General features: G+C 60.1%; 21 protein-coding genes. 3 read left to right on the top strand and 18 right to left on the bottom strand.

Features of this window, described 5'->3' with window-relative positions; translation table 11 throughout:
• From HEP69_RS00975 to HEP69_RS00965, 3 genes are read right to left on the bottom strand one after another with little or no spacing between them, the layout of a single operon-like run.
• Positions 1 to 864, bottom strand: coding sequence for an alpha/beta hydrolase (locus HEP69_RS00975; RefSeq protein WP_290556640.1), 864 nt, complete (start codon positions 862 to 864; stop codon positions 1 to 3).
• A complete protein-coding gene (locus tag HEP69_RS00970) occupies positions 861 to 1787 on the bottom strand; it encodes a fumarylacetoacetate hydrolase family protein (protein WP_290556639.1) in 927 nt (308 codons plus the stop codon). The genes HEP69_RS00975 and HEP69_RS00970 overlap by 4 nt, the downstream gene beginning before the upstream one ends.
• 13 nt (positions 1788 to 1800) lie before the next feature.
• Positions 1801 to 2919 carry a cupin domain-containing protein gene (locus HEP69_RS00965; RefSeq protein ID WP_290556638.1) on the bottom strand — a complete coding sequence of 373 codons (1119 nt, stop codon included), beginning with the start codon at positions 2917 to 2919 and terminating at the stop codon, positions 1801 to 1803.
• Between the two features lie 153 nt (positions 2920 to 3072).
• On the opposite strand from HEP69_RS00965, the gene HEP69_RS00960 reads away from it, so the two are divergent.
• Positions 3073 to 3747 (top strand): FCD domain-containing protein, encoded by a 675-nt coding sequence (locus HEP69_RS00960; protein WP_290556637.1) that lies wholly within the window; start codon positions 3073 to 3075, stop codon positions 3745 to 3747.
• A 775-nt stretch (positions 3748 to 4522) separates the two neighbouring features.
• Here the strand turns inward: HEP69_RS00960 and HEP69_RS00955 are convergent.
• The 3 genes from HEP69_RS00955 to smpB form a co-directional block, all read right to left on the bottom strand.
• Positions 4523 to 5707 carry an amino acid aminotransferase gene (locus HEP69_RS00955; RefSeq protein ID WP_290556636.1) on the bottom strand — a complete coding sequence of 395 codons (1185 nt, stop codon included), beginning with the start codon at positions 5705 to 5707 and terminating at the stop codon, positions 4523 to 4525.
• Complete coding sequence (sseA, locus tag HEP69_RS00950; protein WP_290556635.1) at positions 5707 to 6564, bottom strand: 3-mercaptopyruvate sulfurtransferase; 858 nt, start codon at positions 6562 to 6564, stop codon at positions 5707 to 5709. Before sseA ends, HEP69_RS00955 begins: the two co-directional genes overlap by 1 nt.
• A 147-nt stretch (positions 6565 to 6711) precedes the next feature.
• Positions 6712 to 7188, bottom strand: a complete 477-nt coding sequence (gene smpB / locus HEP69_RS00945; RefSeq protein ID WP_290556634.1) for an SsrA-binding protein SmpB — start codon at positions 7186 to 7188, stop codon at positions 6712 to 6714.
• A gap of 95 nt (positions 7189 to 7283) precedes the next feature.
• On the opposite strand from smpB, the gene HEP69_RS00940 reads away from it, so the two are divergent.
• On the top strand, positions 7284 to 8015 hold the full coding sequence (locus tag HEP69_RS00940) for an SDR family oxidoreductase (RefSeq protein WP_290556633.1): 732 nt from the start codon (positions 7284 to 7286) through the stop codon (positions 8013 to 8015).
• 7 nt (positions 8016 to 8022) lie between these two features.
• Complete coding sequence (locus tag HEP69_RS00935; RefSeq protein ID WP_290556632.1) at positions 8023 to 8625, top strand: 2-hydroxychromene-2-carboxylate isomerase; 603 nt, start codon at positions 8023 to 8025, stop codon at positions 8623 to 8625.
• Between the two features lie 78 nt (positions 8626 to 8703).
• Here the strand turns inward: HEP69_RS00935 and HEP69_RS00930 are convergent, their stop codons facing one another.
• The 12 genes from HEP69_RS00930 to dctP form a co-directional block, all read right to left on the bottom strand.
• Positions 8704 to 9348, bottom strand: coding sequence for a DUF1523 family protein (locus HEP69_RS00930; RefSeq protein ID WP_290556631.1), 645 nt, complete (start codon positions 9346 to 9348; stop codon positions 8704 to 8706).
• A 10-nt stretch (positions 9349 to 9358) separates the two neighbouring features.
• The gene (locus tag HEP69_RS00925; protein WP_290556630.1) at positions 9359 to 9625 is read right to left on the bottom strand and encodes a hypothetical protein; all 267 of its coding nucleotides are present in this window, start codon (positions 9623 to 9625) and stop codon (positions 9359 to 9361) included.
• Position 9626: 1 nt separating this feature from the next.
• On the bottom strand, positions 9627 to 10988 hold the full coding sequence (locus HEP69_RS00920) for a DUF6638 family protein (protein WP_290556629.1): 1362 nt from the start codon (positions 10986 to 10988) through the stop codon (positions 9627 to 9629).
• Entirely contained in the window at positions 10985 to 11833 is an 849-nt protein-coding gene (locus HEP69_RS00915; protein WP_290556628.1) for a hypothetical protein, read from the bottom strand. Before HEP69_RS00915 ends, HEP69_RS00920 begins: the two co-directional genes overlap by 4 nt.
• Before the next feature lie 225 nt (positions 11834 to 12058).
• Entirely contained in the window at positions 12059 to 12352 is a 294-nt protein-coding gene (locus tag HEP69_RS00910; RefSeq protein WP_290556627.1) for a hypothetical protein, read from the bottom strand.
• Positions 12349 to 14280 (bottom strand): ATP-binding protein, encoded by a 1932-nt coding sequence (locus HEP69_RS00905; protein WP_290556626.1) that lies wholly within the window; start codon positions 14278 to 14280, stop codon positions 12349 to 12351. Before HEP69_RS00905 ends, HEP69_RS00910 begins: the two co-directional genes overlap by 4 nt.
• Positions 14281 to 14467: 187 nt before the next feature.
• On the bottom strand, positions 14468 to 15589 hold the full coding sequence (locus HEP69_RS00900) for a hypothetical protein (RefSeq protein WP_290556625.1): 1122 nt from the start codon (positions 15587 to 15589) through the stop codon (positions 14468 to 14470).
• A gap of 7 nt (positions 15590 to 15596) precedes the next feature.
• Positions 15597 to 15752, bottom strand: coding sequence for a hypothetical protein (locus HEP69_RS00895; protein WP_290556624.1), 156 nt, complete (start codon positions 15750 to 15752; stop codon positions 15597 to 15599).
• Positions 15753 to 15754: 2 nt separating this feature from the next.
• Complete coding sequence (locus HEP69_RS00890) at positions 15755 to 16831, bottom strand: hypothetical protein (protein WP_290556623.1); 1077 nt, start codon at positions 16829 to 16831, stop codon at positions 15755 to 15757.
• Positions 16832 to 17012: 181 nt separating this feature from the next.
• Positions 17013 to 18353, bottom strand: a complete 1341-nt coding sequence (locus HEP69_RS00885) for a TRAP transporter large permease (protein WP_290556622.1) — start codon at positions 18351 to 18353, stop codon at positions 17013 to 17015.
• Between the two features lie 4 nt (positions 18354 to 18357).
• A complete protein-coding gene (locus tag HEP69_RS00880; protein ID WP_290556621.1) occupies positions 18358 to 18849 on the bottom strand; it encodes a TRAP transporter small permease in 492 nt (163 codons plus the stop codon).
• Between the two features lie 72 nt (positions 18850 to 18921).
• Positions 18922 to 20010 carry a TRAP transporter substrate-binding protein DctP gene (gene dctP, locus HEP69_RS00875; RefSeq protein WP_290556620.1) on the bottom strand — a complete coding sequence of 363 codons (1089 nt, stop codon included), beginning with the start codon at positions 20008 to 20010 and terminating at the stop codon, positions 18922 to 18924.
• Positions 20011 to 20022 lie beyond the last annotated feature (12 nt).

The raw sequence follows: 20022 nt of genomic DNA, 5'->3' as shown, positions 1-20022 counted from the left end.
TCAGCCCCGCTGCGCTGCAATGGCGTGTGCGGTAGCCTGCACCAGATCGCCCGAGGGATCTGACAAGGTTCCGCTGATGTCGAAATGGTTGTAACCGGGCATTTCAACCCACTCTGCCTTGTGGCCCGCAGCGATCCAGGCTGTGTGGTAATCCTGTGTCTGGCGGGGAAACCCTTCGGGCTCCAATCCGCCCACAGACAAGATCAGCGAGGCTTCGGTCGTGTCGGGGATATGCCGCATCGGCGAAAGCCGCGCGACCGCTGCCTGATCCATCCGCGCCCAGTCGTTGACTTGGGTGTAAAGCAGGGGCTCCAGCTCAAACAGCCCGCTCAGCGCAAGGGCCACGCCGATCACGTCCTGCGGCAGACCGAAATCCGCCTCCCAGTCGCCGGTCAGCAGCATGCCGGTCAGATGCCCTCCGGCAGACGAGCCGCCGACGTGGACACGGGTCGTGTCCAGCCCATAGGCGCCGCCATTACGGTGCAGCCAGGCGACGGCCTGGCGCACTTCGCGGACGATTTCATCCAGGCTGACGGCGGGGGCCGGAGTGTAATCCATCACGGCCACGGCAACACCCTGCGCCACCAGACCGGGTGCGGCAAAGGCATTGTCCTCTTTGTTGCCCAGCCGCCAATACCCGCCATGGATCCAGAGCAGCACGGGCCGCCCGTCGCCCGCACCATAGAGATCGAGCTTCATGCCGCTTGCGCGGTCAAAGACGAGATCGGCTTGCACCGGCAGGCTGCGTCGCGCCGTACGGCTGAGCGCAACGAGGGCGCCGTACTCGTCCTCGAACGAGACGACGCTTTCGCGCGCGTTATAGGCGCGGTCCAATTCGGGCCGCAGCGGGAAGGGTCGCGTCATGCGTCGAAAACCGTCGCGTTCACAACCGGGTGACGGATCGTGCCGATCCCTTGCACATGCGCCTCGATCACGTCGCCGGGCCAAAGCCATTCCTGCGGATCGCGGCCTGCGCCCACCCCTTCGGGCGTGCCGGATGCGATGATATCGCCCGGCTCCAGCGTCATACCGGTCGACAGATCGGCAATCAGCTCATCCACCTTGAACAGCATATGGCTGGTGTTCGACCGCTGCTTTTCGACCCCATTGACCGTCAGCCACAGGTCGAGGGTTTGTGGATCGGGGATCTCATCTGCTGTCACGATGCAGGGGCCAAAGGGTGCATAGGTGTCCATCCCTTTCGAGAAGATCCATTGCCCCGCGCGCCGGTTGTCGCGGGCCGAAATGTCGATCATCACCGAGTAACCGAACACATGGCTCAGCGCATCGGCCCGCGCGACCCGTTTGGCCCGGGTGCCGATGATCACGGCCAGTTCCACCTCCCAATCCAGTTGCTGGGTCATGGCGGCGTCGTGATGCACGGCCTGACCGGGACCGATTACAGCGGTCGGGGGTTTGGAGAACACTACCGGCTGCTGTGGCAGGTCCGGTTTGGTGTCGAGCGCCTTGGCGCTTTCGGTGACATGGTCGAGATAGTTCAGCCCGATACCAAAGATATTCTTACGGGGTCGCGGGATCGGAGCAAGAAGCCTCACATTGGGCGCGGGCACTGCGGTGCCCGTCCCCCAATCCCTCGCCGCATGGTTGAGCGCATCGCCCAGCTGGGCGACGGCCCGCGGCCCGGCATCGATGAAATCGAGCATCCGGTTGGGCAAGCTGAGGCCCGAAGCCGCGCCAAATGCGGCCACATCGACCACATAGCCGTCTTCGATCACGCCCAAGCGCGGCGCGGCCTCCACCGAGGCGGCATAGGTAACGAGTTTCATCTGGTCTTGTCCTTTACGTGATCTGATGGCCGTTATTGTCTCCGAACGCCTCTTCGCGGTAGAGGCCGAGCGCGCGGATCACCGGCAGGTCGTTCAGGCAGAAGAGGCAGGCATCCTCGGTCTGGGAGGTGTTGCCATGTTCGTGCCAGGCCCAGGAGGGCACGCAAAAAATGTCGCGCTCGCACCAGTCGAAGCGCTGTCCGTTGATGAGGCTGTAGCCGCTGCCCTTGGCCACCTGGTACAGGTAACTGCCCGTGTGCCGGTGCGCCTTTGTCACCTGACCGGGGGCCAGCATCTGCATGCTGGCACCCATCGTCTGCATCACCGGTCCATTGGTGACCGGGTTCACATACTCCATCAGCGTGCCGTCAAAGGGCGATGGCTCGGACGCGGCAGAATACTTGGTGAGCGCGTCATAGGTCGGCTCCCATTCATATTTGAAGAGCGGGCTATAGCCCTTGTCCCAATCGCCGCCACCCGGGGTCAGGCCGGGATTGCCCCAGGTCTTCGTCATGTCGTCGACCGGATATGTCACGGCCTGTTGCAGATCGGGATGAACCTCGTAGAAATTCGCCTCCATCGCGTTGACAAAGGGAATGTCCAGCCCATCCTGCCAGATGCAGGGGCTGCCATCCTCAGAGACCCCATGCTCATGCCAGGTGCCGTTGGGGGTCAGCACGAAATCGTTCCGGCCCAGCGTCATCTTGTGCCCGTCCACCACCGTATAGGCGCCCGACCCTTCCATGATGAAGCGGATCGCGCTGGCCGAATGGCGATGCGCGCTGGCGACCTCTCCGGGATGCATCACTTGCAGCCCCGCATAGATCCAGCCCACGGCCGCCGACACATCCGTGCGTCCAGGGTTGTTGAGATAGATCACCCGCCGCCCCGCCTTTTCCGGCGTCACCAGATCGACAGAGCGCAACACATGCGCGCGCAGATCGTTATAGCGCCAGAGAACGGGCTTGGATTGCGAGGCAGGCTCCCACGGCTCGATCTTGTTGGCCACCGTCCACAAGGCACCGGTATCGAGCGTATCAAGCTCATCGTAATAGGCCAGCAGCTCGGGCGTATCTTCGACATTGGCGCGGCCAATCACATCTTCACGGTGGTTTTCTCGGGGAGGGGTCATCGGCGTCCTCGGCTGGCGGTTGATCCTGGTCCGGGCCGAGTGTGGCACCTTGCCTTCAACACGGCAAGGAATTTGCGAAAATAATAGATCTTGTCGAAAATCGGTGAGTGTGCATTGCTGACCGCGCACTGCAACAGGGACGGGTTCGGGGCCATGACACTCTCAGAACAGGTCTATCAGGATCTGCGCCGTGATATTGTTTCCGGCGTGCTGGAGCCGCGATTGCCATTGCGCCTGGACCGGCTCAAGACCCGCTATGGTGTCGGGTTCTCGCCGCTGCGCGAGGCGTTGAGCCGGTTGCAGTCCGAACGGTTGGTCGATGCGGTGGCGCTGCGTGGGTTTACCGTGGCACCGATGTCCATCGACAAGATGTGGGATGCGATCAACACCCGCCTCCTGATCGAGACGGACGCGCTGCGCCGCGCCATCGACAAAGGCGATGACAGGTGGGAAGCGACCCTGGTGGCGGCGATGCACGCGCTGTCGCTGCAATACCGGCGCCTGCCCGACGGCCCGCTGAAAGAGCCCCAGACCGAAGCACTGCGTCAGCGGCATCAGGAGTTTCACGCGGCGCTTATCTCGGCCTGCGGCTCGGACTGGCTGCTGGATTTTGCGGAAAAACTCACATTGGCCACTGAACGCTATCGGCACACGACGATGCACCGCCTGATCCCGGAGCAGCGCCGCGACCTGGACGCCGAACACCGTGCATTGATGGAAGCAGCCGTGGCCCGCGACGCGGACCGGGCCTGCGGTTTGCTGACCGAGCACTACACATTGACGGGCAGGCATATGGCCGCGCAGTTCGGTACCGGTCAAGCAGGCTGAAACCGTCCGATATCCATGCCTCGGAACAATCCCTCCGACATGTTGTCAGATCTTCTTCGGCGCGAGGACCCGTCTGGTTGATCAAGCATCGTTTCAAAGGGCTCGAAGGTCAGGTCTGTCGGTACCAGGGCAATCTCTGTCGTCTCATGCGGCATTGGAACGACGTCGGGGGCTTGCGCTGGATCCTCTCCATCCATCATGTGCACATGTTCGGGCCGGGACCGCCAAAGTTCGCGATTTCTATCTTGCGCATATAGGATGAAGAGAGGATCGCACCCAGAAGGTGCAACAGGGATTATCAGACCTGTACCGATTGGGTTGCAGGCGCGGGTGCTTCTCGACCAACAGCAAGCCCATCACGGAAGATTTCGTACATCAACACCAGAAACGGCACATTGCCGATCCGAACGGCGCCCAGCGATGGTCGCTGGGGACATCCAGGGCCTGAACGCCAGCGACCAACCAATTGATCGGACGTCAATCCGGATCGATCCGGTCTTGGGTGATGTTGCCCTGTCCTCTGTTGCCTGCTGGGGCAACGGCATGCGACGCGCCCATGACCGGCTTGCCACGGAATGCTTTGTTCAAGTGTATCAAAAAGATCAGACCGTCAAATACCGGGGATCGCGCAGCTGGGTCTTGACCGCAGTACGTGCTTACCCTTTTCCAGGTTGGGGACAGGCCTCTGGTCGGCTACAGAGCGCGCGCTGGTACATTCAAGAAAAGAGGCCAAGCCGGTCCTCTTGCGCTCTGGTCTCTCCGAGGTGCCGGTAGGCTAGACCCCGACATCCACAATCGCCTTGGCGAGGATCGGGATGGTCTTGGCGTTCAGCCCGGCAATGTTCATTCGGCTGTCCCCGATCATATAGATCGCATGATCGGACCTGAGTTTTTCCACCAGCTCGGGGCTGGCGCCCAGACGCGAGAACATGCCCCGGTGCTGGGCCAGAAACCCGAACCGGTCCGAGCCTGACAATCGCTGAAGCTCATCCGCCAGCCCCTGACGCAGGTTCAGCATCGACCGGCGCACGTCTTCCAGCTCTGCCGCCCAGTCTGCGCGCAAATCCGCGTCGTTCAGGATCATGGTCACCAGACGCGCGCCATGGTCGGGCGGAAAGGAGTAATTCTGACGGTTCAGAAATGCCAACGTATCCTGATTGAGAGCGCGCGCGCCTGCCTCCTGCGACACGGCCATCAACAGGCCGGTCCGTTCCCGGTAGATGCCGAAATTCTTGGAGCAACTGGCCGCGATCAGACACTCCGGCACGCTGGATGCGACCAGTCGCGTTGCGTCTGCGTCCGCCTCCAGCCCGTCGCCAAAGCCCTGATAGGCGATGTCGATCATCGGCACGCCACCTTGCGCATTCAGTAAGTCGACCACCGCTTGCCAGTCGACCAAGTTCAGGTTGGCGCCCGTGGGGTTGTGACAGCAGCCATGCAGCAGCACCACATCCCCCTTCCGCACATCCCCAAGATCGGCCAGCATACCTTCGACATCGACGCCGCGCGTTTCGTCGTCGAAATACCGATAGGTCACCGTTTCGATACCCAGGTATTGGAGGATCGAGATGTGGTTCGGCCATGTCGGGTTGCTCACAAAGACGCGCGCCTTGGGGTTGGCCATCTGGATCAGCTCGAATGCCTGGCGTACCGCACCGGTGCCGCCTGGCGTGGCCGCCGCCGCCACCAATTCGCGGGGCACCGCATCGTCCAGGATCAGCTTGATCATCGCATCCGAAAAGCCCGGGTCCCCGGCCAGCCCGACATAGGCTTTGGTCTCCTGCTCCTCCCAAAGACGGTGTTCTGCGGCCTTGATGGCGCGCATCACCGGCGTGACCCCTTCGGCGTTCTTGTAGACGCCGACGCCCAGGTCGATCTTGGTCTCGCGCGGGTCCTCGCGATACATCTGCATCAGGGTCAGGATCTTGTCGGCGGGTTGCGCTTTGAGATGTTGAAACATCAGACCTCTCCGGTTGCGACGGGCACGGTCGGGAACGCACCCCATTCTGTCCAGGATCCGTCATAGACCGACCAATCGGTCTTGCCGATCCGCTCCAGCGCCAATGCGAGGATCGCCGCCGTCACGCCCGAGCCGCAGGTGGTGATCGCCGGTTTGGCCAGATCGACACCAGAGGTCTCGAAGACGGCGCGCAGCGCGGACACGGGCTTCATCGTGCCATCGTCATTGAGCAGTTGCTGGAACGGCAGGCTGCGCGATCCGGGGATATGACCTGCGCGCAACCCGTCCCGCGGCTCGGGCTCGGTACCTGCGAACCGCCCGGGCGAGCGTGCGTCGATAATCTCATGATCGCCCAGCTTGGACGCGGAAGAGACCTGTGTGACATCGCGCACCAGATGGTTCTGCACCCGCACGGTCATGTGACGGTCGCGCACGACGGGCGGCAAGTCCTCTACCGGGTGCCCCTCGGCCTGCCATTTGGGAAAGCCGCCATCCAGCACGGCCACGTTTTCCTGCCCCATCAGCCGAAAGAGCCACCACACCCGCGCGGCGGAGTTTACGCCCGCGCCATCATAGACCACCACCTGATGCCCATCCCCCACACCCATGGCGCGCATACGGCTCATGAATTTCTCGGGCGGTGGTGCCATATGTGGCAAATCCGACCGATGGTCCGCAACATCGTCGATGTCAAAAAACCGCGCACCCGGAATATGGCCCGCATCGTATTCGGCACGCGGATCGCGCCCGACACTGGGCAGATACCATGACCCATCCAGGAGCCTCAGATCGGGATCCTTGAGATGAGCGGCCAGCCACTCGGTTGAAACAAGCGTTTTGGGGTCGTCTGCGGACATCGGCCATTCCCTTTCGGCAACGATCCCGTGCTTAGCGCTTATCGGGGCGCGCTGGCAACCCAGCGGCCCGATTTTCCCGGACAGCCCGCGTCTGGGGGTGAGCCCAATTTTTGCCAAAAATTGGCCAGAAGCTGTGTCAGCTTCTGTTCAGCGATTGTCTTTCAGCAAGCGCTGCTTTTGTCGGGACCAGTCACGCTTGGCTTCGGTCGCGCGTTTGTCGACGTTTTTCTTGCCCTTGGCGATACCCAGCTTGATCTTGGCGATGCCGCGATGGTTGAAATACATCACCATCGGCACCAGCGTCATGCCCTTGCGTTGGGTGGCATTCCACAGATCGGCCATTTGCTTGCGGCTCACCAGCAGTTTACGCCGCCTGCGTTCCTCATGCCGGAACGATTTGGCCTGCGCATAGGGCGCGATGTAACTGTTGACCAGCCACAGCTCGCCGTCCTCCACCGCGGCATAGCTCTCGGCGATATTGCCGCCATTGGCACGCAGCGATTTCACCTCCGAGCCCTCCAGGATGATCCCGCACTCGATATCGCTGTCGATTGCGTAATCGAAGCGCGCACGCCGGTTCTCGGCGATCACCTTGTAATTCGGATCGGATTTCGTCTGTGCCATGACGCGCAGATGTAGGCTCTGACGCTGCGTCCCACAAGACGCAACACGCTTGCCAGTATCTGCAATCTCTCGCAGGTTTACCCTGGGAGGGCGACATGACGGCCCAAGCGTGTCTCATTATCGGTGCCGGGGACGATACCGGAGCCGCCATTGCCCGGGCCTTTGCCCGCGAAGGGTATGTCGTGTGTCTCTCGCGCCGCCCCCGCCACGCCGACAAACTCCTTGCGCTGGCCGCCTCTATCCAAGCGGAGGGTTATCAGGCCCGTGCCTATCCGTGTGACGCGCGCGATGAAGACGCTGTCACCGCCCTTGTCGCGCGGATCGAGGCCGAGGTCAGCCCGATCGAGGTCGCGATCTTCAACGTCGGCGCCAATGTCCGTTTCGAGGTGACCGAGACCACGTCAAGGGTGTTCCGCAAGGTCTGGGAAATGGCCTGTTTCGCGGGGTTTCTGATGGGGCGCGAAGTGGCCAAACCCATGCTGGCGCGCGGGCGCGGCACGATCCTATTTACCGGAGCCACCGCTTCGGTGCGCGGAGCGGCGGGATTTTCAGCCTTTGCATCGGCCAAACACGGGCTGCGTGCCCTCGCGCAATCCATGGCGCGCGAACTGGGCCCCAAGAACATCCATGTCGCCCATGTGGTGATCGACGGCGCCATCGACAGCAGGTTCATCCGCGACACCTTCGCGGATGTAGATGACAAGCGGGATACCGACGCCATTCTCAACCCCGCCCATATCGCGTCCAATTTCGTGATGCTGCACAATCAACCCCGCACCGCCTGGACGCACGAGATCGACCTGCGCCCATGGTCCGAACCCTTTTGAGGCCTTCATGACCAAGACCCTGGAGTTCTATTTCGATTTCGGCAGTCCCAACGCCTATCTCTGTCATCATGCGCTCAAACCGCTGATCGCGCGCACCGGCGCGACGCTGGTTTACAAACCCGCTCTGTTAGGTGGCATCTTCAAGGCGACCAACAACCAGCCGCCGATGATGGCATTCAAGGATATCAAGGGCAAAATGGCCTATGAACAGACCGAATTTGTCCGGTTCGTCCGCAAACACGATCTGGCCAAGTTCACCTTCAACAGCCATTTTCCGGTCAACACGCTGCTTCTGATGCGGGGCGCCATGGCGGCCAAGCGCGACGGCACCCTGCCAACCTATATCGACGCGGGCCTTGCCGCGATGTGGGAGGAGGATCGCAACATGTCCGAACCCGAGGTCTTTGCCGCGACGTTCACCGCCTCCGGTCTTGATGGTGAAAAACTGCTCTCCGACACACAGGACCCGGACATCAAAGCCGCCCTCGTCAAAGCGACCGAAGACGCCGTGGCGCGCGGGGTCTTCGGCATCCCGACGTTCTTTGTGGGCGATGAGATGTTCTTTGGCAAAGAACGCCTGTCCCAGATCGAAGAGGAACTGAACGCCTGACCGGCGAACCGCCGCACGCTGGCCCCTGCCCTTGATTTGCTCTCAAACAGCATCGAGCCTTTCGGCCAGCATTCCAGCCTATTTCGACCGCCAGCTATCCAGCCACCGACGCACCCGTCCGCGCCGATCCTCGACCGCATCGCCTGCCGCGTCCCAGCTTTCGCCGATATCTTCCAGCACCGGATCGATCCGCGCGGCCCGAAACCGGCGCCAGCGCACCCAGATCGCATAAAACAGGGCGGCAAAGAGCCCAAGGATGATGATGTTGATCCACGGGATGATCCGCACATCGGGGCTGTCAACGGCCCGCACGCTCACCGCATTGGGGAAGATCGACAAAAACTCGTTCCGCCAGCCATAGTGGCGCACCACGACCCATTGCGGCGCGGCCTTGGTCGAAACCAGATCGCGCGCCTCGGCCTGCAAGTTCGAGCTATCGAGCTTGAAATAGGGCGGCCAGCCCCAGCCCGTATCCTCATTGCGATAGACCATTGGGCGATCATTGTCATAAAACGCCTCGATGAACCGGATGTCGCGGTTCACCGTTCCTGCCGTCTGACCCAGATCGGCATTGGCCCAGAAGATCGAGTTTTCCCCGAAATCGACGCGCCGCACCTCGGTGTTGACGATCCGCACCACGTCATGTTGCGGCAGCGTGTAATGAAAGAACGATGCGACCACCGTCCAGACAAGAACCCAGAATATCCATTTTGCATAAACCATCCCGCGTCCTTCACATAAAATTGGTGACGTAAATCAGAACCGCGATCAGGGTCAGCGGAATGATATACACCCCCAGGATCAGCTTGCGCCGGATCGAGCCATCGTATTCCTCCAGCCCTTCGCGCACAAAGGTCTCGCGGTCTCCAGGCATGCCTTCTTGTGCCCAGCGCTCCTCCAGCTTGCCCTTGCGCACACTGCGCGAATAAAGCGACAGACAGGCATAGACGATGGTCAAAACCACCAAGACAATAAACAGCAATCTCGCACCGGCGATCATCTTAACGTCTCCTAACAGCGCCCCAAGGGCCGACACGGGCGACCAAATCCCGGGGCCGCTCGCGGCGGGGTGGCGGTGGCGGTAGGTCATCGGCCATATCCGGTTCATGCCCGAAAAGTGCCGCGCGCGCGCCTGCCTTATCCACCTGATACTCACGCACCAGGAAATCAACCACGTATTGCCTCTTTGCCCCGGGCCAATCGGCATAGCGCGCGTAAAAGAGCCGCTTGTGGCAGATGAAGGTTTGCCGAAAATCGCGCGGCGTCAATTCACACAGCAGCATGTTGACCAGGTCGTGGTCCGGCGTATCCGCGGCGCGCAGCGTATAGAAATAGGCCGGGTGATCCGATCCGATGCGCGGCCAGTCGGCCTTGGTCTCAGCCCAGCGCACCAGATCCGAGAGTGCGCGAAACTCTTCTGGCAGTGACGGCATCTGCCGCGCCAGCCTGCGCAGTTCGCGCCGCGTGGTGCCCGACAGATCCATCCCGGCATCCGCCGCGGCACTGATCAGGACAAAATCCATCTTCTGTCGCAGGATCGCCGCGGCATCCACACCACGCGCCTTGACGATGGGTTCGACCAGGTCGTTAAACTCAAAGAACTTGGCGATCTGGTTGCGGTCCTGCAAATCCCAGACGTATTTGATCGGCAGCTTGCCCAGCGCCTCCTTGGCTCCGACCGAAATCACGGCAGGGTGATCCAGCCCCCGGAATACGTAAAGCCCGCCGAAATGCTCGGTCCAGAAGTTGATCTGTTCAAAGCTCATCTGCTTCAGCCGCACGGGGTTGCGCGCGATATCGCCCGTCTTTTGAGCAAGCGTGATCATCTCGGCGATCAGCACATCGTCGAACCAGGCGTCTTCTTCGGTCTTGAACCGGTCCACCTTGGCCGCCAACCGGTCCGCATTGTCCAGCGTGCCTCCGGCGGTATCGGCCTCGACCGTGATCTTGCGGATATCAAAGAGGTGTTCAGGCGTTGTGACCTCATAGACCGAGTTCACCAACTCCCCCGCGACCGCGTCCCGTGCGGTGAGCGCGAAGAGCTGAGGTTCGTTCTCTTCGATAAACCGCCGCAGTATATCCCGCGAGTTGGAGAATTTCGCATTGAGCAGCGGCGCCGTCTTCTGTTCGGTCGTCAGCAAAATGAACTGCCGGTTCACCCCCGCATGGTTGAGATAGAGATGGTCGTTCAACTCATCCCCGATCTCCGGCGAATAGCCTGAGATGTCGATATGAAAATCGGTCAGTTGGGTTTGCTGCCCCGTCAGATGCTTGAGCGCGCGGTTATACCGCTCGACCAAGGCAGGCGAGGCCACCTCGATGAGGTTGCCGAACATGAGACCGGTTTCGATGAGGCGTTTCATTTGTTTTGCCTCTCCTCGAAAGCAACCGAACTGATGACTTCCGTAAAGGCAGAGTACGCTGTTGTTACTCCTAGTCTCTCAAATCTTTCCATATCGGCCCCAGACAAATCCACCTTCAAGTGATCCATCTTCTCCAGAACAGATTTCAAGTTTTCGATGATAGGGTATCGGAGTGAAGGGTACTCCATGACTTCCGCTTTGTTCCAAGACGGATGGTCATTATTGTTACCAAGTGCAAATCCTAGGTCTTCACGCAGACTGGAAAGATGATCGGTAAGCTCGCGAACACCATCACCGACATCAGTACTCCCCTCAAAGATATGGGTCGGAACCAGCAGCTTCTCTTCCACTGTTGGGGTATCAGTGTATCGCCTATTATCTGCAAATGAGCTGATTTTCCAGCGAGGAGACGGGTTTCTCGAGCACTCGTTCTTCAAGGTGAGCAGTAGCTCATCAAATTTTCGTCGTGCGCCTTCTGCGTTTCGGAAACTCCTCTCCTCCAAAAGTAGATCAGTTTGAATTCTCATCGCTTTGGCCATCTCTTGTGCTGCTTTGCGATGTTCCTCGTGCTCCCTTCGCGTGAGTTGCAGCTCCTCTCGCTGAGCGGATAACTCTCTGGATTGCATGATAACGGCTACCGCAGCCGCCAAAAACGCCAACGAGCCAAAAATACCCGCCAACGTATCGCCAATTCCATTGGGCGGCAGATCCACGAATTTCTCAAAGAACGAAGAGCAGACATCTTCGGTATCGCAATACTCTATGTGTCCTAGTGCGACCAATGGGAAACCGACAGCCGCCGCTCCAATAACAAGAAACGTGAGCCATCCACCTCGATCAAGCATCCCGGCCCCCTTCAAATCAAACCCATCCAAGGCGGAGAACAGCTTTTCTTGTGCGTCCCGCCTGGCTCACAGCCGGGCCGCGCCCGACCTCCCCCCAGAGGGCGCGTTGGCGGTGTCGGTGGCAGATCGGCCGACGCGCGTGCTTCGAGGCGGCCACCCCAGATACAGGGACCAAATGCGCCCTCCAGGTCGGGCGCGGCCCTTTGTTCTGATAGACACCCGCCGTTATGCACGGGACACCCTCCCCATCCGCCAAACAACAACCGCCCCCAAGACCAACGCAGACAGCGCAAACGCCCGGTACGCCACCTGCGCGTTAAACCCGAAATACGCGACCCAGCTCCCCCCGAACAGCAGGAGCGATTCCGACAAAGGCTCGCCCTCGAACCCCATCGCCGACAGCGCCGCAAAATGCACAACGAACAGCCCCAGCGCGGCACCGAGAAACCCCAGAACGCCCCAGCGGAGCGGCAGGATCCACGCCACAATCGCGGCCAATCCGGCCATCACGAAGGTCATTCCTTGCCCTCCAGATATCGGCGTTTCGCCTCTTCGGTCCGGCCAAAGTCGCGGACCATATCCTCGATCGCGACCTCGTCGGATTTATCGGCATACCGAAACTCTGAATCCGCATAGCGGTTGATCTCCTGGATCACCATCTCCACCGTGATCGGTTGGCGCAGTTCACCGATCATGCCCAGCTTGGCCTCATAGGGCTGGAACAGGAACAGATCGGGCTCCTCCATCCATTCATCGGGCAGTTCGAAATCCATCGCGCGGACCTTCACCGCATCCGTGATGTTCTTGATCGCGCGGCCCGTGAACCGGTCGTCCGCCTCCTGAATGCCCTTCAGATAGGTGCCCAGCTTGGCAATAGTATCGAGTTCCCCCACCTGGTCCGAGACCTGCTCAAACACCCGCATCAAACCTTCCTCATGCGGTCGGCTGTGCCCTTCAAAGGACGCGGCGACAGCCGTCTTGATCTCCTGCGCGGCATAGAGCTCATGCGCACCTAAAGGAATATCGTGGTTCTTCCCCATCAGCAGCGCCAGAATGTCGATGTAATCCTCCTGCGTTTGCGGGCCGTCCACCAGGAAGCGCGCGCCCGCCCGCTGGCGCAGCGCGTCGTCCACGTTCTCGGGGTAATTCGAGAACATGCCAAAGGTGCAATTGCCGCGCACCACCGTGTTGGCTCCGGCAAAGCTCTCCATCAGGACGGCGGTGATCTCCAACTGACCGGCGCTGGATTGCCGGTCGCCGCGTTTCCCGGCCAAAGTATCAATGTCATCAATTGTGCCGAAGCCGATCACCGTGGGGTCGATCACCGTGTTGATGAACGCCTTGGCGTTCTGCCCCGATTTCCCCTGATAACTGTCGATATTATCCGTCGAGAGGTTCTGATACCGAAACGGATAGCCCGCGACCTGACAGTAGTCGTTGATCATTCCGGCCATCATCTGGATCAGGGTGGTCTTTCCCGTCCCAGGCCTGCCATCCCCCATGAAAGTAAAGATGAACCCGCCCAGTTCGACAAACGGATTGAGTCGGCGGTCAAAGTCGTAGGCCATGATCATCTTGGCCAGTCGCATCGCCTGGTATTTGGCAATGTGGTTGCCCACCACCTCATGCGGTTTCTTGAACGCCATCGTCAGCGTGGTGGATTTCGCGCGTGAGGCGGGCTCAAACCCTCGGATCGTCAGATCGTCGGCCTCCACCTTCCAGGCGGCCATACGAAACGGTTCCAGCCGCGGCGCCATCTGGGCGCGCATTGCGACTTTGTCCATCACCTGTTCGGCAAATGCGGCGACCGTGGCGACCAGGCGCATATCGTCGCTGGCATGACGCGCGATATCCTGATCCAATTCCCATAGCGCTCCGTGCAGGGCCAATTGCCCGTTATCGGTCAGAAGCTCCTCAACCTCGCCCACCTCAACCGTCACTTCGCCCAGATGCGAGGACATCAGGACCGCCAGCGCATTGCCCAGAACATGCAACGAGATCAGCGCTTCCGCCGCCAGCAGCTCGGAAAACTCGGTCTTGCGCGCAGCAGGCAGATCCCCGGCCAGATTGGCCCGCTTGAGATCGGCAAGCGCGGTCCGCTCCGCATAGGTCTCCGCCACCGCCAATGAGATGGCCAATGCCCGCCGCAACCCGTTCATCACTTGGGCCTGCGCAGGCGAAACCAGCGCATCATCGCCATCTGCCGCCTCGATCCGCTCCAAGAGGTGCACACCCTCGGGCCGTTCCACCCGCCGGGTCACCAGCCCGGGCGTGGTGGACCGAAACCGCCGCCGTGTCCCAATACCCGAGGATCGTTCGACACGCTCCTCAGTCGCGGACCCGATGCGCGGGGCATGATCGAACCCCTGCATCATCGCCAACGCTGCGGGGTAATGCTTCTGGATGTCCGCCTCGGGCAGTTCCATCAAATCAGAGGTCATAGTCATTGCGCGAAACCCGTTCTTCTTCTCTTTTCAAATACCGGCCGCCGGAGGCTCCCGCACCTGCCACATGTCCGCCGCCGGGCATCCGCAGGTTTGCGAGGCACAGACACGAGCGCCGAGCGGGTCCGAAACACCCAGCAGCAGGGAGGCCAAACCCACCGGCCCCGCCAGCCGGGCCCTGCTTCCGCGCTCAATATCTCAGCACCCTGCCGCCAGACCCGACAACGAACTTGCGCACATCCTCAAATCCCGGCGGGGTCTTTTCCGCCAGCACTTGATAGGGCCGCTGCGGCAGAATGATCGCGCGTTGGGTCCGGGTTGCGCCCGTCTCGGCATCACGTCCGCCAAACGGATCCAGCGCAAAGACCTGGCGCTCCACATTCGAGAACCAACCCGTCCGTTCCGCGCGCACGCTTTCGCTTTCCAGCTGTTCCTCGGTCCAGGCCAGCGCCCAATCCTGCCCCTCCGGCGCGCGCGCATCGGACAGCACCCGACGCAGCGGGCCAGATTGTTCGGTAAAGGCACTGGAATACATCGGGCCGATGTGAAACCGGCGCAGCCGCTTGGGGTGAAGATCGCCGAAATCCTCGTCAAACCCCTGCGCGATGGTCACAAGCTTCAGCCCCGCCAGCCCTTGCGCCATCAAATGGGCCTGCGCTTCAGGCCAACGCCGCTCGTCTTTGGGCAGCGCCACTTTGCCGGTGTCTTCAAGGTTCAGCAGATAGATAACGGGCAGGTTTATCTGACTGTCATAGGCCGCCCAATGGATCAGGAACTGCCGACGCCGCTCCTCCAGATTGCCTTGCCACAGACATTCTGGATCGTTCTGCACCCAAAAAAGCTGCCCACGCATCAGCTCCTCGTAATAGTACCGCTGGCTCAGCGCGAATTGCAGTTTGGTGGGCAGCTCCTGGGCGCCGATGATCGTGCGCACCATATCGTCTTTCAGTGCCTCGACCGACGGCATGTTATCCAGGTGGCGCGCGGCTTGCTGGGCATCGTTGGCCATGGTCAACAGCTCAGCCGCGACGGGAAATCCGCTCTCTGTCCGGTCGATGGCGAGAGAGCCGAAAAACCGCCCGGTGTCGCGCCCGACGAGCAGGTACTTCATGCTGAGCGCGCGAAACGTAAAGGTCAGCATCTGGCCATAACGCGCCAGGATCTTCACATCCTCCCGGCTCAATGCGCCATCTGCCTCCATCACCGCGGCGACACGCGCCATATGGCCGGTAATCGCCTCGAACTTGCGAAAATACCGGCGTGAGGCAAACCTGTCGATCAGGCCGCTGCGGTCTTCGATGGTATCGGTCATGACCGGATCACTGGCGCCGCTTGCGCGCCAAAAACAACATCAGCACACCCACGGCCCCGAGGCCCAGCCCTACCAGTTCCACCTCACGCGGGACGAGGTCCAGCCAGGAAGCCACGGCCGAGACCAGCCAGACCGCCATCAGGATCAAGCCAAGCTTTTGCATCCTCACGCCCCGTAGAGATTTTTGTCGTGTTTCTCGATAATCTTCGCGAACCGCCGGGCAAAGCGTTCATCCGCCTTGGCCTTGGCTTCCAGCACGTCGCGGGCAAAGACCATGTGATCCTCGTGTTTTTCCATCATCTCGGCCATCTTCTGATTGGTCGCCGTACCAATCGCGGCCATTGCGGTTTGCGCCTCCTGGTCGGTTTTTACGCCGATCTCGTTTATCCGGTGCGCCACGTCCTGTTGCTGCGCTGTTTTCAGCGATTTCGACAACGCATCATAAAGAACGACCCGCTGTTTGGTATCGGTCTGCAACTTGTTGATCAGAACCATCTGGGTCGCTGCCTGATTCTGAAGCGAGTCGACCCAGGTCTTGCCCTTTTCGATATACCGCTCCAGGGTTTGGCTGCGGGCGAGCTTGACCTGCTCATCCTGCACCATCTGATTGTACTGGGTGTTCAGCCCGGCCAGCTCTGTCTCCAGTTGGGTCCGCGCGGCGGCGTCCTGTTCGACGGAGATCTTGTTTTCCAGAGTAATGATCTTGGGATCCATCCCCTGAATATCGGTGCGCAGGGCTTCCAGCTCGGCCACGACGGCCTCGCGTTCGTCCAGGGTCCCGGTCAGATTTGTCTCGACCTTGGTTTTCTCGGCCTCCAGCATCTCCAGCTGGCCTTGCAAGAGCGTCACGATGACATCGGATTTCGCGATCAGGTCCTGAAGCTTGTCGTCGATCGACGCGGTGCGCATCCGCTCCTGACGCATCGATTCCGATTTGCCGCTTGAGAAGATGCCGACAAAGCTCTCCCAGCCGGTCTTTGACCGCATCTCATCGAAATCCTTGGAAAACGCCTCGGTGACGTCGTCCAGACCCATGATCAGCTCGGCGATGTTGGCGTTCATCACGTCCGTATGGGCGTGGACATCCTCAAGGGTCGCAGTTTCGATGTCAATCGTGGCATCCTCGCCCGCTGCAATCTTGGCACGCGCGGACTCGATCCGCGACGAGAGCTGTTGGATTTCGGCTTGAGTCTTGGCGACCTGCGCCTGAGAATCCTCAACCATCGCGTCAAAATTGGCCATCAAATACGCCCTTTCCAATCATCATGCTGTCCATATAGGTAATGTTAATGGGGTTTACATCACCCGATCCGGAAATTCAGGGTTAGAGTGGCAAATGCCAACCCACATGAAAAGGGCAGAGTTTAGCGCACCGCATCCGACGGGCGGGTCCGTTCTGTGGGCCCTTGACCGCTGGCAGTACCTAGACGAAAGCCGTCAGGTAGAGCGACAAGGCCGGGATCAGCAGGATCGCGGCGAGGACGAATATCTCGATCAGAAGGAACCACGCCACACCGCCGAATATTGATTCCAATGGTATTCGGTCACCAACGATGGACTTGATTACAAAGACGTTCAGCCCAATGGGCGGCGTGACAAGCCCGATCTCCAACAGCTTGATCACCACCACGCCAAACCAGATCAGCGAAAAGCCAAAGGTTTCGACAATCGGAATGGTCAGCGGCAATGTCAGCAGTATGATCCCGATGGGATCCAGAAACATCCCCAAGAAGATATACATCAGGACGATCAGGCCCATGATCACAAAGACCGACACCCCGGATGTCTCGATCCAGGTGGTGATTTCTCCGGCCAGACCGGTCAGCGCCATGAAGTTCACAAACAGCTTGCCGCCGATTGCGATCACAAACACCATTGAAGACTGATAGACGCTCTCTTTCAGGGCCGCGAAGATCTTCCTAAGGTTCAAACGACCCAGGAGCAGACCCAAGACCAGTGTTGTCGCAGCGCCCATGCCCGCAGCTTCGGTCGGGGTGAAAAGACCGACATAGATGCCGCCGACAACAGCGATGAACAGGACAACAATCGCCCAGCAGTCGCGCAAAGCGCGCATTCGCTCGGCGCGCGAGATCTCTTCTTCCGGGATCGGTGCGTCCTGCGGGCGGCGCGACACCCAAATGTAGATCACCAGGATATAGGCCGCCAGCGACAACAGCCCCGGGATGATCGCGGCAACAAAGAGCTTGGCAATCGATTGCTCGGCAAAGATGCCATAGAGGATGAACAGAACGCTGGGCGGGATGAGCGAGCCCAGCGTGCCCCCAATCGCGACCGATCCTGACGCAAGCGATTTGGAGTACCCGAATTTCAGCATCTCGGGGATCGCGATCCGGCCCATCGCCGCCGCACAGGCCACCGACGACCCGGTGATGGCCGAAAACCCGCCGCAGCCAACGACCGATGCAATGGCAACACCGCCCTTGACGCGGGTCAGCCACAACCGTGCGGCGCGGTAGATATCTGTCGTGAACCCGGCCTCATATGCCAGATGCCCCATGAAAATAAAAAGCGGGATTGTCGACAAGGTATAGGTGGTGATGAACGCGTAAGGGTTATTTGCAAGCAGCGAAAAGGTTGGTTGCCAGGCCCATTGCGGGGCAAACTCCGCCCCCGGACGCCAGGCAAATATGACAAAGATCCCAACCGAAGCCACAGCGCCCAGTGCCGCCGCAATTGGGACGCGCAGCGCCAGAAGAACAAGCGTGGCAATCAGCCCGCAGATGCCAACCGTCAAAGGGTCCATGGGCTCAGATCGCCTGATCTTGATCGGTCTCGCGCAGATCCCGAATGATGTTTGTCACGATACGCAGCAGAAAAACCGCCACGCCAAATGCAAAGACCGCTTTCATCGGCCAGGTCGGCACTTCGAGATGACCATCGTAATAGAGATTCTGTTCGAACTCCGACGGCACCTTCCGCGCGATCACGAACCCCATCGTACCCATGAACGCGGCAAAGATCAGCTGACCGAATATCCGCAGGACACGCTGAACACGCACGGGCAAGCGGTCCGCGATCACGGTCACGACGATGTGGCCGTTGCTGCGTTCGACATAAGACAGCGGCAGGACAATCACGCAGACCATCAACAACCCGATCATCAAGAGATCATCCGGGATCGGCGCGTTAAAAAGACTGCGCCCCAGCACTGACCCGGTCACCAGCGCACCCATGATCAAGAGCGCCAGACAGCCGGTCCAAAGGGCGATGTTTTCAATAATATCAAGGAATCTGAGCAATGTGTGCCAACACTTTCGGTCAAATCAAACCGGCCCGTACCAAATGGGAACGGGCCGGTTTCGGGGTCATAATCAGTTGCTCTTGACGTCCCAGGGATAGCCGTCGGCGTCCCGCGCGGCGGTGTATTTGTCCACCAGCGCCGCAAACGCGTCATAGACACCCCCGGCATCGAGACCCTTTTCGCTGGCCTTCTCCTTCCAGCTAGCCACGTCTTCATTTGCCACCTTGACCAGCGCAGCACGCAGCTCGGCCGTGGGTTCCACGATCTCGATCTTGTGACCATCGATACCGGCCTCAAGCTCGGCCCGTGTCTCGGTTCTGGAGGTATACATCTTTTCCGCCATATAAACGGTAAAGTCGCGGCCCAGCTCGTCCACAAGCGCCTGCTGCTCCGGGGTAAGGCTCATGTAGGTGTTCATGTTCATGCCGATACCAAAGGCCAGCACCTGACCCATATCGAGCGCCGTGATATAGTCCGCGACCTCATAATGCTTATAGGCCTTGGCCACGTAGTAATATGTCGTCGACCCATCGACCGACCCGTTCGAGATCGCTTCATAGACCTTGGGCTGTGACATCGACACGGTTGAGGCACCCTTGGCCTCCAACGCGGGGACAAAGGCACCAGTCGCGCGGATCGTCTTGCCATCCAGATCGGCGGCGGTCGCTACTGGCGTATCCCGCATCAAAAGCTGTGTGGGTCCGGTGGTATAGTTGCCGAAATACTTGATATTGGCCTTCTTCTGCTCGGCCAGTGCGGCCTCGTTCGTGGTCATCAACTCATAGGTGGCCATCATGCCGACCCATTCGTCACCAAACTGGATCGTGTCGACGACCTCGTAGGCCACCAATTGACCCGGCGCATAGACCGGCACGATCGACGCCATATCCGCCACACCGTCCGATAGACCCTGTGCTGCGGTCTTTGCACCCAAAAGCGCACCGCCCCATGTGATGTTCAGGCCAAGCGTACCGCCGCTGCGGTCCCGCATCTCTTGGTCGAGCCATTCCAGAGCCGCCGCACGGGTTCCGCGATTGGGGCCAAACTCGGCAAAGCGCAATTCGCGCATCTGTGCCTCGGCGGGCGCGGGCAGCGCGACGGTGACAAGACCCGCAGCCACAAGCGCGGGCATCAGAAATCCACTGAGCAAACGTTTCATTTAATATCCTCC

It is taken from the genome of Aestuariivita sp., assembly GCF_021404545.1.
Lineage (GTDB): Bacteria > Pseudomonadota > Alphaproteobacteria > Rhodobacterales > Rhodobacteraceae > Aestuariivita.
Note: the sequence above shows the minus strand (reverse complement) of the source record. Positions and strands in the feature narration are given on the sequence as shown.